Here is a 13,883-nt window from a genome sequence, read left to right as displayed (position 1 = left end):
CCATAGCGAACAGACAGGATTGAAACATGTCTCGTATCGGTAAAAAGCCCGTTCCGGTTCCCGCGGGTGTGACGGCCAATGTTGATGGCCAGAAGGTCACCGCAAAGGGCCCGAAGGGTGAACTGTTTTTCGTCGCAAACGACGACATTCAGCTCAAGCTCGAAGATAACGGCGTTTCGGTAACGCCGGCAAACACCACGAAGGAAGCTCGTTCGAAGTGGGGCATGTCCCGCACGATGATCGAGAACATCTTCAAGGGTGTTAAGGATGGCTACGAGCGCAAGCTCGAAATCAACGGCGTTGGTTACCGTGCCGCGATGCAGGGCAAGAACCTGCAGCTCGCACTCGGCTTCAGCCACGACGTTGTTTACGAGCCGCCGCAGGGCATCACGATTGCCGTGCCGAAGCCGACGGAAATCATCATTTCCGGTATCAACAAGCAGCAGGTCGGACAGGTTGCCGCGGAAATCCGCGAATACCGTGGCCCCGAGCCCTACAAGGGCAAGGGCGTCAAGTACGCTGAAGAGCGTATTGTCCGCAAAGAAGGCAAGAAGAAGTAAGGATCACGCGAAATGGCTAGCAGGAAAGAAGCACTTGCACGTCGCGCGAGCCGTGTGCGCCGCCAGCTTAAGGCGGTTGCCAATGGCCGCCCGCGCCTGTCGGTTCATCGCTCGTCGAAGAACATCTATGCTCAGGTCATCGATGACGTTGCCGGCAAGACGCTTGCGTCTGCCTCCACGCTCGAAGCTGATCTGCGCGGTTCGCTGAAGACCGGTGCAGACGTTGCAGCAGCAGCGGTTGTCGGCAAGCTCGTTGCAGAGCGTGCGGCAAAGGCTGGCGTCAAAGAGGTTGTATTCGACCGTGGCGCGTTCATCTACCACGGCCGCGTCAAGGCCCTGGCAGAAGCTGCCCGCGAAGGCGGTCTGAGCTTCTAATCTTTTATCCGCCCGGTTCTGCCGGGCGGATTTTCACCGGACCATGCAGGTTTCAGCAATGAGACCGGTGGTCCTTCTCTCGTTTGCCGTTCTACCCGCAAAAGAAAAAGGACAAGGACAATGGCACAGGATAAAAGAGGTTCGCGCGACGATCGCCAGAACCGCGAAGAGCGTGATAGCGAATTCGTCGACAAGCTGGTCGCGATCAACCGCGTTGCAAAAGTTGTTAAGGGCGGCCGTCGCTTCGGTTTCGCTGCTCTCGTCGTCGTTGGCGACCAGAAGGGCCGCGTTGGTTTCGGTCACGGCAAGGCTCGTGAAGTTCCGGAAGCAATCCGCAAGGCAACTGAAAGCGCAAAGCGCGATCTGATCTTCGTACCGCTGCGCGATGGCCGTACGCTGCATCACGACGTTAACGGTCGTCACGGCGCTGGCAAGGTTCTGCTTCGCTCCGCCAAGGCCGGTACCGGTATCATCGCCGGTGGTCCGATGCGCGCAGTTTTCGAAACGCTCGGCGTTCATGACGTTGTTGCCAAGTCGACCGGTTCTTCGAACCCGTACAACATGGTTCGCGCTACGTTCGACGCTCTGAAGCACCAGGTTCATCCTAAGGACATCGCTGCACAGCGCGGTCTGAAGTATGCAACGCTGCAGGCTCGTCGTGCCGCTTCCGGCAACGCTTCTGAAGAATAAGGAGCTGGATCATGGCCAAGAAGACTACTGAAGCCAAGAAGACTGTTACGGTCGAACAGATCGGCAGCCCAATCCGCCGCCCGGCAATCCAGCGTCAGACGCTGGTCGGTCTGGGTCTCAACAAGATGCACCGTCAGCGTACCCTGGAAGATACTCCGGCGGTTCGTGGCATGATCCGTGCGGTCCAGCATCTCGTTCGCGTCGTTGACGAGAAGTGAGACGGAGTAACCTATCATGAAACTCAATGAAATCAGAGACAACGAAGGCTCCTCCAAGGACCGTATCCGCGTAGGTCGCGGTATTGGTTCTGGCAAGGGCAAGACCGGTGGTCGCGGTGTAAAGGGTCAGAAGGCTCGTTCGGGCGTTGCCATCAACGGCTTCGAAGGCGGTCAGATGCCTATCTACCGTCGTCTGCCGAAGCGCGGCTTCAACAACATTTTCGGTTCCGAATATGCTGTTGTTTCGCTCGGTCGTATCCAGACGGCTATCGACGCCAAGAAGCTCGACGCTTCCGCGACGATTGACGCAGCCGCTCTCAAGGCCGCTGGCGTTATCCGTCGTCCGAAGGACGGCGTTCGCATTCTCGCTGACGGCGAACTGAAGGCAAAGGTTGCCTTCGAAGTTGCTGGTGCTTCCAAGCCTGCGATCGAAAAGATCGAAAAGGCTGGCGGTTCCATCAAGCTTCTCGTTGTTGCAGCAGAAGCTGCCGAATAATATTTCGACTTTCAGGCGCCCGGTGTGTTTCACTCCGGGCGTTTGCGCTCCTATATGAGAGCCTCACGGTCTTGATCTCCCGCAGGGGAGGGGATAGACACACGAAAACGGGGTGAGGCATGATGGCGGCGGAAAGCCGCGTTCGTCCGAGGCCCGGTTTTTGACCAGTATCTTTTAGACCTTTCCGCATGTGCCGGTTGTAGCCGGTAGGCAGAGGTCCTTCGGAGAAATTTATGGCTTCAGCAGCGGAACAACTGGCTTCGAACCTGAATTTTTCGACCTTCGCTAAGGCGGAGGATCTGAAAAAGCGTCTCTGGTTTACACTTGCCGCACTTCTCGTCTACCGTCTCGGCACCCATATTCCGCTTCCGGGTTTGAACCCAGAAGCCTATGCACAGGCCTTCCGCGGCCAGGCCAACGGTATTCTCGGTCTTTTCAACATGTTTGCGGGTGGCGCTGTCGAGCGTATGGCGATTTTCGCCCTCGGCATCATGCCTTACATCTCCGCTTCGATCATCGTGCAGCTCATGACATCTGTCGTGCCCTCGCTCGAAGCGTTGAAGAAGGAAGGCGAAGCCGGACGCAAGATCATCAACCAGTACACCCGTTACGGTACGGTTCTGCTCGGTACTCTTCAGGCTTACGGTATTGCCGTTGGTCTCGAAAGCGGCAACGGTCTCGTGATCGATCCGGGCTGGTTCTTCCGTGTCTCGACGGTCATCACGCTGCTCGGCGGCACGATGTTCCTGATGTGGCTCGGTGAGCAGATCACCTCGCGTGGTATCGGCAACGGTATTTCGCTGATCATCTTCGCCGGTATTGCTGCCGGTCTGCCGACGGCTCTGGCCGGTACGCTCGAACTCGGTCGTACGGGTGCGTTGTCCACAACGCTGATCCTGCTCGTCGTGGTCGTCGCGATTCTCGTTATTGCCCTGATCGTTTTTGTCGAGCGTGCGCAGCGCCGCTTGTTGATCCAGTATCCAAAACGACAGGTCGGCAACCGCATGTTCCAGGGCGATACGTCGCACCTGCCGCTGAAGCTCAACACCGCAGGCGTCATTCCAGCGATCTTCGCGTCGTCTCTGCTGCTTCTGCCGGCTACCGCCGCAGGTTTTGCCGGTAACACCAGCCTGCCGACATGGGCGACATCCATAATTGCCGCGCTTCAGCATGGCCAGCCGCTGTTCATGGCGCTCTATGGCCTGCTGATCGCCTTCTTCGCCTTCTTCTACACGGCTATCGTCTTCAATCCGAAGGATACGGCCGATAACCTGAAAAAGCATGGCGGCTTCATTCCCGGTATTCGCCCTGGCGAACGCACCGCGGAGTACATCGATTACGTTCTGACGCGTATCACCTTGATCGGTGCGATTTATCTGGTCTTCGTGTGTATCCTTCCTGAGACACTTATCGCTCGTACGGGTATTCCATTAGCCCTTGGTGGTACTTCGCTTTTGATCGTAGTCAGTGTAACGCTAGATACCGTTGCGCAGATTCAGGGACACCTGATCGCCCAGCAATATGAGGGGTTGATCAAGAAATCGAAGTTGCGTGGAGGAAAGAGGGGACGATGAGACTGATATTTTTGGGTCCGCCGGGTGCGGGCAAAGGAACCCAGGCAAAGCGCTTGACCGACAAGTATGGGATTCCGCAGCTTTCTACCGGTGACATGCTTCGTGCTGCTGTCAGCGCAGGCACAGAGATCGGCAAACGCGCCAAGGCCGTCATGGACGCGGGCGGGCTGGTTTCTGACGATATCGTCAATCAAATCGTTTCTGAGCGCATCGTGGGCGCGGACTGTACGAAGGGATTTATTCTCGACGGCTATCCGCGCACGGTCCCGCAGGCCAAGGCGCTGGCGGACAACATGCGCGACAACAACCTCGTTCTCGATGCGGTTATCGAATTGAAGGTTGATGAGGAGGCGTTGATTCGCCGAATCGAAAACCGTGTGGCGGAGACCATTGCAGCCGGCGGCACTGTCCGTTCGGATGACAATCCGGAATCTTTCCGCAAGCGGTTGACCGAATATCGCGAGAAGACAGCGCCGCTGTCTCAGTACTATAGTGAGCAAGGTCAGCTCGTCACGCTCGATGGCATGGCTGATGTTGATGCCGTGACCCGCGCGATCGAGGGTGCCCTCGAGAAAGCATCGGCCTGACAGGCTGGTCGATCCTCTGGATCGAAAAAAGAATCTTGGCGGAGCTGGTTGCTTTTTTGCGCTGATTCCGTTAAACACCGCGCCAACTCGCGACAACCCAAGCGACTGGCGCGGATTTCCCGAAGGGACGGGATATCCGGGTACGGTCGTTTTGACTTGTCGCGGACACCAATTTTGAACTGGCGGTCTTTCGTGCCGCTCAAATGGAATCACCACTTGCCGGATGGCAACTGGAACCAAGGAGAACAGACGTGGCACGTATCGCTGGCGTCAATATCCCGACTGCGAAGCGCGTTGTTATTGCGCTGACCTACATTCACGGGATTGGTCCGAAATTCGCGCAGGAAATCATGGACAAGGTTGGCCTTCCGGCTGACAAGCGCGTTCATCAGCTTACGGATGCTGAAGTTCTTCAGATCCGTGAAGCCATCGACCGTGACTACCAGGTCGAAGGTGACCTGCGTCGCGAGACCTCGATGAACATCAAGCGTCTGATGGACCTCGGTTGCTACCGTGGTCTGCGTCACCGTCGTGGCTTGCCGGTCCGCGGTCAGCGCACGCACACCAACGCCCGCACCCGCAAGGGTCCGGCGAAGGCGATCGCTGGTAAGAAGAAGTAATTTTCCGGTTTTCCGGAAAGGGGAGGCTGGTGCAGTCCGCGCCAGCCTTTCTGAGTTTGGCGAAAAGCCCGTTTTCGGGCGGATTGCCGGTGTAGCCGCTGGTGTTACGGCGGTGAAGAGATCAACGAAAGGTATACCATGGCCAAGGAAGCCACACGCGTCCGTCGTCGCGAACGCAAAAACATCACGTCTGGCGTTGCGCACGTCAACTCGACCTTCAACAACACGATGATCACAATCACCGACGCGCAGGGCAACGCTATTGCCTGGTCGTCTGCTGGTGCCAAGGGCTTCAAGGGTTCGCGTAAGTCGACCCCGTTCGCTGCCCAGATCGCTGCTGAAGATTGCGCGAAGAAGGCTCAGGAACACGGCATGAAGTCGCTTGAAGTTGAAGTTTGCGGTCCGGGTTCGGGTCGTGAATCTGCGCTTCGCGCTCTGCAGGCTGCCGGTTTCATGATTACTTCCATTCGCGACGTGACGCCGATCCCGCACAACGGTTGCCGTCCGCGCAAGAAGCGCCGCGTCTGACGCTACCGTGGTTCGGAAATTCCGCCTTTCCTTCAGGTCTGGCGGAATTTTCGTGTATCTGGCGTGTGCGCGCTGATTTCGATCGGCGGACTTGCGCTTAAGAACCCATCGATGAACCGGCATAGGTTCCTCTCGATGTTTTCATGCTCGGTCCGTCACGATTGGATGGTGGCGGCGAACGGAAGGTTTAAAGATGATTCAGAAGAACTGGCAGGAACTTATCAAGCCGAACAAGGTCGAGTTCACCTCGTCCAGCCGCACGAAGGCAACGCTCGTTGCTGAGCCGCTGGAGCGTGGTTTCGGCCTGACGCTCGGCAACGCGCTTCGTCGCGTTCTGTTGTCCTCCCTGCGCGGCGCTGCTGTAACCGCCGTGCAGATCGACGGTGTTCTGCACGAGTTCTCCTCTATTCCCGGTGTACGGGAAGATGTGACGGACATCGTGCTCAACATCAAGGAAATCGCTATCAAGATGGATGGCGACGATTCCAAGCGCATGGTCGTGCGTAAGCAGGGTCCTGGTGCTGTTACCGCTGGCGATATCCAGACGGTTGGCGACATCGAAATCCTCAATCCCGACCACGTAATCTGCACGCTGGACGATGGCGCTGAAATCCGCATGGAATTCACCGTCAACAACGGCAAGGGCTACGTGCCGGCAGAGCGCAACCGCGCGGAAGATGCCCCTATCGGCCTCATTCCGGTGGACAGCCTCTATTCTCCGGTCAAGAAAGTGTCCTACAAGGTGGAAAACACCCGTGAAGGCCAAGTTCTTGACTACGACAAGCTGATCATGACGATCGAGACCAACGGTTCGGTTTCCGGCGAAGACGCCGTAGCCTTCGCCGCTCGTATCCTTCAGGACCAGCTGGGCGTCTTCGTCAACTTCGACGAGCCGCAGAAGGAAGCAGAAGAAGAATCGGTTACCGAACTCGCGTTCAACCCGGCGCTTCTCAAGAAGGTCGACGAGCTCGAACTGTCTGTTCGTTCGGCTAACTGCCTGAAGAATGACAACATCGTCTACATCGGCGACCTGATTCAGAAGACCGAGGCCGAAATGCTTCGCACTCCGAACTTCGGTCGCAAGTCGCTCAACGAAATCAAGGAAGTTCTCGCTTCCATGGGGCTGCACCTCGGCATGGAAGTGCCGGCATGGCCGCCAGAGAACATCGAAGATCTCGCGAAGCGTTACGAAGACCAGTACTAACAAAAGACAAGGCAGGACCGTAAAGACTGCCTTTCCCCGTCAAACAGCAGGTAAGTCACCTGCATGTGCCAGGAAACGGCAGATCCCAAAGGGAACCCTGCATTAAAGGAGAATAGCAATGCGCCACGGAAATTCAGGCCGCAAGCTCAATAGAACCGCCAGCCACCGCAAGGCAATGTTTGCCAACATGGCTGCTTCGCTCATCACCCATGAGCAGATCGTAACCACGCTTCCGAAGGCGAAGGAAATTCGTCCGATCGTTGAGAAGCTCGTGACCCTCGGGAAGCGCGGCGACCTGCACGCTCGTCGTCAGGCGATCTCGCAGATCAAGGATCAGGACGCTGTTCGCAAGCTGTTCGACGCGATCGCAGCTCGTTACGCAAACCGCAACGGCGGCTACCTGCGTATCATGAAGGCTGGCTTCCGCCAGGGCGACAACGCTGCTCTGGCAGTTGTTGAATTCGTTGAGCGTGACGTCGACGCCAAGGGCGCAGCCGACAAGGCTCGCGTTGCTGCTGAAGCTGCTGCTGCCGAAGCTGCGTAAGTTCTGACACCCTTGCGGTGTCATTCGATAAAAAGCCGGGTGAGCGATCACCCGGCTTTTTTTGTGTTTGGCGTTATCCGGGTGAGGGGACCGGTTGCGTGGATCGACAGGTGCTGAAGGAGGCCGCGTCGAAACGGAACGACAGCCCTCCTTCAGGTTCATCTTCGCCAGGACGGTTCATGTCATTCGGGAACGTAAATGCGGCTCTTGATATGTTTGAGATGGGCCACGATCGTGAAGGTCATGATGACCAGCAGTGACCAGGAACTCCACTTGCCGATATGGACGATGGACCAGGCGCCAATCTGATCGGGGTACTTCCAGATCCCGAAGAAGGTGGAGATGTTTTCCGCGAGCCAGACAAAAAAGCCGATGAGCACGAATGACAGCAGCAAAGGCATTTTGCGGTCGCGGTCATAGGGGCGGTAGATGACTGTAGCGCGGGCGTAGAGGCCGATGGCGCAGGCGGCAATATACCAGCGATAGTCGCCGATAAAGTGATGTGTGAAGAAGTTGGCGTAAATCGCAACGCCGATCAGCGTTGCCATCCAGTGCGGTGGATGGTGGCGGATGCGGACATCGAGCAGCCGCCACGCCTGAATGATGTAACTGCCGACCGCCGCATACATGAAACCGGAAAACAGCGGCACGCCAAAAACCTTGGTATAGGCGAAGTCCGGATAGGACCATGATTGGATGGTGCCGGACGTCTTGAACACCTCCAGGGCAAAACCAACGATGTGGAACAGGAGGATCGCCTTGGCTTCGTCGAGCGTCTCCAGCTTGCTCCAGATCATGAAAAACTGGATGGCGAGCGCGATAACGAGCAGTACGTCATAACGCGGCAGTCCGAAGAGACCAGTGCGCGGAACAAGGAAGATCGACAGGAAAAACAGTCCGGCAAACATGCAGGCACGGGCCTCCTTGATGCCGAAGTACAGAAATTCGACCGCGAAGCGCTTCAAACCGTGCAACTCGCCCCAGGGCTTGATATCGCAGAGAAACCTGTCGATCAGGGCGAGGCGGCTTGTGGGGTAGGTGGTATCGCTCGTCAAAACCCGTTGATCCTCAATGCGCGTCAATGTTGCCTGTCTACGGCAACCGGTCGTAAAGAGATATTTATGAACGCCGATTCACACCGATTTTATGGCACCCGTGTGGGGTTCCTGTTCGCCACTGTCCTGGTGATTTTTGCCGGGCTGGCGCTGCGTCGCTACGGCTATACCATCGGATTGTCGTTCATTGTCGTGAAGTATGGAGGCTCGATCCTCTGGGGATCGATGGTCTATTTTCTGGTGGCAATGCTCATGGGGTCGGAGAGGCGATCGCTGGCTGCGCCATTGGCGTGTGTAGTGGCGATACTGGTCGAACTTATAAGGCTCGTCCATTTCCCGGCGCTTGATGCGTTTCGAGCAACAACGTCCGGCGCTTTGCTGCTCGGCCGCGTTTTTTCGTTGTGGAATATCGCGTGTTATCTCGTTGGCATCTTACTGGCGGCGTTTATCGCGAGACGGTTCTGGCTGTCGCCGCGCTTTTAGCGGCCCGCCTGCGTGCCATGAGCGTCGGCCGCACCAGCCGGTAGCCCAGCAGGATGACCATGATGCTGATGTAAAAGACCGGTTCCAGCGTCATTGACTTTCGCGCTAGCACGAAGTGCAGAACGCCCGCCAGCAGGATCGGATAGGCGAGTTTGTGCAGGGTGTTCCAGCGGCCGCCGAGGGTGCGGATCGACCAGCGGTTTGATGTCAGTGCCAGCGGGATGAGCATCAGAAGACCTGCCATGCCGAGCATGATGTAGGGTCGCTTCAGGATGTCGCCGGCGATCGAGCTGAGGACCAGGCCGCGATCGAGCACCAGATAGACGGTGAAATGTGCCAGCACGTAATAAAAGGCAATAAGACCCAGCGCGCGCCTGTAGGCGATGAGGTTGATGTTAAAAAGGTCGCGCATCGGCGTGACCATCAATCCCAGACAGAGAAAGCGCAGTGCCCAGATGCCGAGAAGGTGTTCAAAATCCTTCACAGGATTGAACCCCAGGCCACCCGTCGCCGCGAGGTAGAAATACCATACGCCCGGTGCCAGACCGACAATGTAAAGTGCCCAGATCGCCGCCGGCTGATAGCGCTTCGGCAGGGAGGGAAGGGTAAGAGCAAAAGCCATGGTCAGTAATTCGCTTTGAGGTCCAGGCCGGTGTAGAGGTTTGCGACCTCTTCATATCCATTGAACATCAGGGTCGGGCGGTTCTCCACGCCAAAGAAGCCACCTTCACCAATGCGCTGTTCCGTCGCCTGGCTCCAGCGGGGATGATCGACGTTCGGATTGACGTTCGAATAGAAACCGTATTCCCGCGCGTTGGAGTTCTTCCAGGTCGTTTCCGGCTGCTGTTCGACCAGAGAGATGCGCACGATGGACTTGATGCCCTTGAACCCGTACTTCCAGGGAACAACGAGCCGGACCGGCGCGCCGTTCTGGTTCGGCAGGGTTTCACCATAAAGACCGAGCGCCAGAATGGTCAGCGGATGACGGGCTTCATCAAGCCGCAGACCCTCGACATAAGGCCATTTCAGCGGCTGGAAGAGACCGCGTTGTCCAGGCATTTCGTCGGGCCTGACAATGGTTTCGAAAGCCACATATTTGGCGCTGCCCAACGGTTCGACCTTGTCGAGAAGTGTCGCAAGCGGAAATCCGATCCACGGGATCGCCATAGACCAGCCTTCAACGCAGCGCATGCGGTAGGTGCGTTCTTCGAGTTGATACTTCAGGAGATCTTCGATCCCAAACTCCTGTGGTTTACCGACGAGGCCGTCGACCTTTACCGTCCAGGGGGTCGGTTTGAAGTCGCCTGAATATTCCTTCGGATCTGATTTTCCGACGCCGAATTCATAAAAATTGTTGTAGCTCGTCACGGCGTCGAGGGGCGTCAGCTTCTCGTCGAGTTTGTAGGCGCCGGGTTTCGCGGCAAGTGGGGCTGCGATTGCGTCGCGGCCGGCCAACCCGATAGCTGCCAGCCCGGCCGCAGTCCCCAGAAAGGAACGCCGCGAGAGATAGATGCCCTTGGGCGTGATCTCGCTGGCTGCGATGCGAGGGGGACGATAGGCGGGCATGTGAACCTCCACAAAAGCCGGGCGTAACGGCGACAAATCGATTATGATAATGAATACGGCTGTTGCACAGAGATGTTTCAAGACGTGTTATAAAAACTGTATGAAGACCGTAAAAATCGCGGATTTGTGATGTGATCCGTCGAAATTGCGTGATGATCTCAGTGCGTACCGTACCGAACCGTACTGTTTTGCCGGAAGGTGACAGTGACAGGGCCTGTGGTTTGCGCTAGAAAAACGGCAAAACGGGAAGGGAAGGTGCCGCGCCGAGCGGCGTTGTCCCTTCGCCAACAGATCGAGGAAAACACCATGCCAGTTTATCGCTCCAGAACGACAACTCACGGCCGCAACATGGCCGGCGCCCGCGGCCTTTGGCGCGCGACAGGCATGAAGGACGGCGATTTCGGCAAGCCGATCATTGCGGTGGTCAATTCGTTCACGCAGTTCGTGCCGGGCCACGTTCACCTGAAGGATCTTGGTCAGCTCGTGGCGCGCGAAATCGAAGCCGCTGGTGGTGTCGCCAAGGAATTCAACACGATCGCGGTTGATGACGGTATCGCCATGGGTCACGATGGCATGCTCTATTCGCTGCCTTCACGCGAAATCATCGCGGATTCCGTTGAATACATGGTCAACGCCCATTGCGCCGACGCGATGGTCTGCATTTCCAACTGCGACAAGATCACCCCCGGCATGCTGAATGCCGCTATGCGCCTCAACATCCCGGCGGTCTTCGTATCCGGCGGTCCGATGGAAGCGGGCAAGGTCGTGCTTCACGGCAAAACGGTCGCGCTCGATCTGGTCGATGCCATGGTTGCTGCTGCCGATGACAAGGTTTCCGACGAAGACGTTCAGGTCATCGAGCGTTCCGCTTGCCCGACCTGCGGTTCATGCTCTGGTATGTTCACGGCCAACTCGATGAACTGTCTGACCGAGGCACTGGGCCTGTCTTTGCCCGGTAATGGCTCGACGCTCGCCACTCACTCGGATCGCAAGCGTCTGTTCGTTGAAGCCGGTCATCTGATTGTTGATCTGGCACGCCGTTATTACGAGCAGGACGACGAAACTGTTCTGCCACGCACCATCGCCTCGAAGGCCGCGTTCGAAAACGCCATGTCGCTCGATATCGCCATGGGCGGTTCCACGAACACGGTTCTGCATATTCTCGCGGCTGCTTACGAAGGCGGCGTCGATTTCGGCATGGAAGACATCGACCGCCTGTCGCGCAAGGTGCCTTGCCTCTCCAAGGTCGCGCCCGCCAAGCAGGACGTGCACATGGAAGACGTTCACCGTGCCGGCGGTATCATGCGTATTCTCGGCGAACTGGATCGCGGCGGTCTTATCAACCGCGATACCTACACCGTGCATGAAGCGACGCTTGGCGACGCCATCGATCGTTGGGATATTACCCGTACCAACAGCGAAACCGTGCGCCAGTTCTTCAAGGCGGCTCCGGGCGGCGTTCCGACGCAGGTTGCCTTCAGCCAGTCGTCGCGTTGGGATGATCTCGACACAGACAGCGAAAACGGCGTTATCCGCTCTGTCGAAAAGCCTTTCTCCAAGGACGGCGGTCTGGCCGTGCTTTACGGCAACATCGCGCTTGATGGCTGCATCGTGAAGACTGCCGGTGTGGACGAGTCGATCCTGAAGTTCACCGGCCCGGCGGTTGTCTATGAAAGCCAGGATGCGGCCGTGAAGGGCATTCTCGGCAACGAGGTCAAGGCAGGTGACGTCGTGGTCATTCGCTATGAAGGACCAAAGGGCGGCCCGGGCATGCAGGAAATGCTCTATCCGACCAGCTACCTCAAGTCCAAGGGCCTCGGCAAAGCCTGCGCGCTCATCACTGACGGTCGCTTCTCGGGCGGTACCTCTGGTCTGTCCATTGGTCACGCTTCGCCAGAAGCCGGGCAGGGCGGTGCCATCGGTCTCGTGCGCCAGGGTGATACGATTGAAATCGATATCCCCAACCGTACGATCAACCTCAAGGTCGCGGATGCAGAACTCGCGTCGCGCCGCGCCGAGCAGGACCAGCTTGGCTGGAAGCCGGCCGCACCGCGCAAGCGTAACGTCACCACGGCGCTCAAGGCCTATGCTGCCTTTGCTGCCAGCGCTGACAAGGGTGCCGTTCGCATTCTGCCTGACGCCGAGTGATAGAGCGTTCGCTTGAAGCCAATACGAAAGCCGCCCTCAGGGGCGGCTTTTTTGTTGAAGACTGCAGCTTCAGAAAGCGATTCAAGTCTTTGGGGATGTGATTCCGAAAATTGATCTAAGTCTTTGAACATATTCAATAAGCATTCGAAACCAGAAGAATTCTACCGGTCACGTTGGAGTGATGTGCGCCGAACATGCCTTTTCCGAATTCAACCCGTTCCTATCTTGCCATTATGAAAAGACGAACAGCGCTCGCCATTCTCGGCACCTTGCCCTTTGCTTCCATCGCCCGCGCCCAGACAGGTGGGGGAAATGATCGTTTCGAGCCTGCCTTGAGGAATGCGGATGCGCTTTCCAGCCTCAAGACTGTGATCGTTAGCGTTGATGGAAACGAGACCGCGAGCCGCGCCTATCACGGTGCGGCGCTCAACGGCTCCACCAACATCAAGTCCGCGTCGAAATCCATCGTCTCTGCTCTGGTTGGCATGGCGATCGACAAAAAGGTTCTCGATGGCGTGGAGCAGCCGATTGCAACGGTGTTGCGGAGCAGTTTTCCAACCAATCCCGATCCCAGGCTGGAAAGGGTTACCATTGGCAATCTGCTTTCCATGCAGTCCGGCCTGGAGCGCATGTCAGGGCCGAATTACGGTCGATGGGTGTCCAGCCGGGATTGGGTGCGGACGGCCCTGGGCTCCGGTTTCGCGGGCGAGCCGGGCGGTGGCATGCTTTACTCGACCGGTTCCACCCACCTGCTTTCGGCCATTCTCACCAAGGCGTCGGGCCGCTCGACATTGGCCTTGGCACGCGAGTGGTTTCGTCCATTGAAAGGTTTTTCGATCGGGGCGTGGGAGCGCGATCCGCAGGGTATCTATCTCGGTGGCAACCAGATGGCCATGACGGCGCGGTCGCTGCTGGCCTTTGGCGAGCTTTATCGGCGCGGCGGCGTAACGCCTGATGGTGAGCGATTGCTGCCGCAGGCCTGGATCGACCAGTCATGGCAGCAACGGACCAATTCCGTGTTCAATGGCGACGGTTACGGTTACTGCTGGTTCATCAAGGAGATGGCAGGAGAACAGGTCTATTATGCCTGGGGTTATGGCGGGCAGATGCTTTACATCGTGCCCGCTAAAAAGCTTTCGGTGGTGATGACGTCGCGTGAGGATGCCCCCTCCGCCAGAACCGGTTACCGCGACCAGTTGCATGGGCTGATGGGGGAGATCATCCGCGCAGCCTGA

17 protein-coding genes are annotated in these 13,883 nt (G+C 57.5%); 14 read left to right on the top strand and 3 right to left on the bottom strand.

Annotation, left to right across the window (positions count from 1 at the left end):
* Positions 1-26: 26 nt before the first annotated feature.
* The 11 genes from rplF to rplQ all read left to right on the top strand — a co-directional run bounded on the left by rplF (position 27) and on the right by rplQ (position 7,396).
* Entirely contained in the window at positions 27-560 is a 534-nt protein-coding gene (gene rplF / locus HWX89_RS19810) for a 50S ribosomal protein L6 (protein ID WP_138790869.1), read from the top strand.
* Positions 561-572: 12 nt separating this feature from the next.
* Positions 573-935, top strand: a complete 363-nt coding sequence (rplR, locus tag HWX89_RS19805; protein ID WP_138790868.1) for a 50S ribosomal protein L18 — start codon at positions 573-575, stop codon at positions 933-935.
* A 120-nt stretch (positions 936-1,055) separates the two neighbouring features.
* Complete coding sequence (gene rpsE / locus HWX89_RS19800) at positions 1,056-1,625, top strand: 30S ribosomal protein S5 (RefSeq protein WP_138790867.1); 570 nt, start codon at positions 1,056-1,058, stop codon at positions 1,623-1,625.
* Positions 1,626-1,636: 11 nt separating this feature from the next.
* The gene (rpmD, locus tag HWX89_RS19795; RefSeq protein WP_003495212.1) at positions 1,637-1,843 is read left to right on the top strand and encodes a 50S ribosomal protein L30; all 207 of its coding nucleotides are present in this window, start codon (positions 1,637-1,639) and stop codon (positions 1,841-1,843) included.
* 16 nt (positions 1,844-1,859) lie between these two features.
* Positions 1,860-2,339: a 50S ribosomal protein L15 gene (rplO, locus tag HWX89_RS19790; RefSeq protein ID WP_138790866.1), complete on the top strand. Its 480-nt coding sequence runs from the start codon at positions 1,860-1,862 to the stop codon at positions 2,337-2,339.
* 233 nt (positions 2,340-2,572) lie between these two features.
* Positions 2,573-3,913: a preprotein translocase subunit SecY gene (gene secY / locus HWX89_RS19785; RefSeq protein ID WP_138790865.1), complete on the top strand. Its 1,341-nt coding sequence runs from the start codon at positions 2,573-2,575 to the stop codon at positions 3,911-3,913.
* Positions 3,910-4,500 (top strand): adenylate kinase, encoded by a 591-nt coding sequence (locus HWX89_RS19780; protein WP_138790864.1) that lies wholly within the window; start codon positions 3,910-3,912, stop codon positions 4,498-4,500. Before secY ends, HWX89_RS19780 begins: the two co-directional genes overlap by 4 nt.
* 251 nt (positions 4,501-4,751) lie before the next feature.
* Positions 4,752-5,120, top strand: a complete 369-nt coding sequence (gene rpsM / locus HWX89_RS19775) for a 30S ribosomal protein S13 (protein ID WP_003516122.1) — start codon at positions 4,752-4,754, stop codon at positions 5,118-5,120.
* A gap of 138 nt (positions 5,121-5,258) precedes the next feature.
* Positions 5,259-5,648 carry a 30S ribosomal protein S11 gene (gene rpsK, locus HWX89_RS19770; RefSeq protein WP_007766864.1) on the top strand — a complete coding sequence of 130 codons (390 nt, stop codon included), beginning with the start codon at positions 5,259-5,261 and terminating at the stop codon, positions 5,646-5,648.
* Between the two features lie 193 nt (positions 5,649-5,841).
* Positions 5,842-6,852, top strand: a complete 1,011-nt coding sequence (locus tag HWX89_RS19765; protein WP_003495228.1) for a DNA-directed RNA polymerase subunit alpha — start codon at positions 5,842-5,844, stop codon at positions 6,850-6,852.
* A 118-nt stretch (positions 6,853-6,970) separates the two neighbouring features.
* Positions 6,971-7,396: a 50S ribosomal protein L17 gene (rplQ, locus tag HWX89_RS19760; protein ID WP_004442575.1), complete on the top strand. Its 426-nt coding sequence runs from the start codon at positions 6,971-6,973 to the stop codon at positions 7,394-7,396.
* Positions 7,397-7,578: 182 nt separating this feature from the next.
* On the opposite strand, the gene HWX89_RS19755 is transcribed toward rplQ, so the two are convergent.
* A complete protein-coding gene (locus HWX89_RS19755) occupies positions 7,579-8,451 on the bottom strand; it encodes a DUF817 domain-containing protein (protein WP_138790863.1) in 873 nt (290 codons plus the stop codon).
* A gap of 66 nt (positions 8,452-8,517) precedes the next feature.
* Here HWX89_RS19755 and HWX89_RS19750 point away from each other — a divergent pair, with 66 nt between their 5' ends.
* Positions 8,518-8,934, top strand: a complete 417-nt coding sequence (locus HWX89_RS19750) for a ribosomal maturation YjgA family protein (RefSeq protein ID WP_138790862.1) — start codon at positions 8,518-8,520, stop codon at positions 8,932-8,934.
* On the opposite strand, the gene msrQ is transcribed toward HWX89_RS19750, so the two are convergent.
* Together msrQ and msrP are read right to left on the bottom strand one after the other, a co-directional pair.
* Positions 8,897-9,556, bottom strand: a complete 660-nt coding sequence (gene msrQ, locus HWX89_RS19745; RefSeq protein WP_138790861.1) for a protein-methionine-sulfoxide reductase heme-binding subunit MsrQ — start codon at positions 9,554-9,556, stop codon at positions 8,897-8,899. The two genes, HWX89_RS19750 and msrQ, sit on opposite strands and share 38 nt — an antisense overlap.
* A 2-nt stretch (positions 9,557-9,558) precedes the next feature.
* Positions 9,559-10,500, bottom strand: coding sequence for a protein-methionine-sulfoxide reductase catalytic subunit MsrP (gene msrP / locus HWX89_RS19740; protein ID WP_138790860.1), 942 nt, complete (start codon positions 10,498-10,500; stop codon positions 9,559-9,561).
* A 306-nt stretch (positions 10,501-10,806) separates the two neighbouring features.
* Between msrP and ilvD the strand changes: the two genes are divergently transcribed.
* Together ilvD and HWX89_RS19730 are read left to right on the top strand one after the other, a co-directional pair.
* A complete protein-coding gene (ilvD, locus tag HWX89_RS19735) occupies positions 10,807-12,648 on the top strand; it encodes a dihydroxy-acid dehydratase (RefSeq protein ID WP_138790859.1) in 1,842 nt (613 codons plus the stop codon).
* 233 nt (positions 12,649-12,881) lie between these two features.
* Positions 12,882-13,883, top strand: coding sequence for a serine hydrolase domain-containing protein (locus HWX89_RS19730; protein ID WP_138791381.1), 1,002 nt, complete (start codon positions 12,882-12,884; stop codon positions 13,881-13,883).

Source organism: Rhizobium sp. RM, from assembly GCF_013390595.1.
Taxonomy (GTDB): Bacteria; Pseudomonadota; Alphaproteobacteria; order Rhizobiales; family Rhizobiaceae; genus Agrobacterium.
The sequence above is the reverse complement of the archived record's forward strand: the minus strand, read 5'-3'. Positions and strand labels throughout refer to the sequence as shown.

Excerpts from the sequence above, each read along its gene's own strand:
- rplF (WP_138790869.1), top strand. The coding sequence starts at position 27 with ATGTCTCGTATCGGTAAAAAGCCCGTTCCGGTTCCCGCGGGTGTGACG.
- rplR (WP_138790868.1), top strand. The coding sequence starts at position 573 with ATGGCTAGCAGGAAAGAAGCACTTGCACGTCGCGCGAGCCGTGTGCGC.
- rpsE (WP_138790867.1), top strand. The coding sequence starts at position 1,056 with ATGGCACAGGATAAAAGAGGTTCGCGCGACGATCGCCAGAACCGCGAA.
- rpmD (WP_003495212.1), top strand. The coding sequence starts at position 1,637 with ATGGCCAAGAAGACTACTGAAGCCAAGAAGACTGTTACGGTCGAACAG.
- rplO (WP_138790866.1), top strand. The coding sequence starts at position 1,860 with ATGAAACTCAATGAAATCAGAGACAACGAAGGCTCCTCCAAGGACCGT.
- secY (WP_138790865.1), top strand. The coding sequence starts at position 2,573 with ATGGCTTCAGCAGCGGAACAACTGGCTTCGAACCTGAATTTTTCGACC.
- HWX89_RS19780 (WP_138790864.1), top strand. The coding sequence starts at position 3,910 with ATGAGACTGATATTTTTGGGTCCGCCGGGTGCGGGCAAAGGAACCCAG.
- rpsK (WP_007766864.1), top strand. The coding sequence starts at position 5,259 with ATGGCCAAGGAAGCCACACGCGTCCGTCGTCGCGAACGCAAAAACATC.
- HWX89_RS19765 (WP_003495228.1), top strand. The coding sequence starts at position 5,842 with ATGATTCAGAAGAACTGGCAGGAACTTATCAAGCCGAACAAGGTCGAG.
- rplQ (WP_004442575.1), top strand. The coding sequence starts at position 6,971 with ATGCGCCACGGAAATTCAGGCCGCAAGCTCAATAGAACCGCCAGCCAC.
- HWX89_RS19750 (WP_138790862.1), top strand. The coding sequence starts at position 8,518 with ATGAACGCCGATTCACACCGATTTTATGGCACCCGTGTGGGGTTCCTG.
- msrQ (WP_138790861.1), bottom strand. The coding sequence starts at position 9,556 with ATGGCTTTTGCTCTTACCCTTCCCTCCCTGCCGAAGCGCTATCAGCCG.
- msrP (WP_138790860.1), bottom strand. The coding sequence starts at position 10,500 with ATGCCCGCCTATCGTCCCCCTCGCATCGCAGCCAGCGAGATCACGCCC.
- ilvD (WP_138790859.1), top strand. The coding sequence starts at position 10,807 with ATGCCAGTTTATCGCTCCAGAACGACAACTCACGGCCGCAACATGGCC.
- HWX89_RS19730 (WP_138791381.1), top strand. The coding sequence starts at position 12,882 with ATGAAAAGACGAACAGCGCTCGCCATTCTCGGCACCTTGCCCTTTGCT.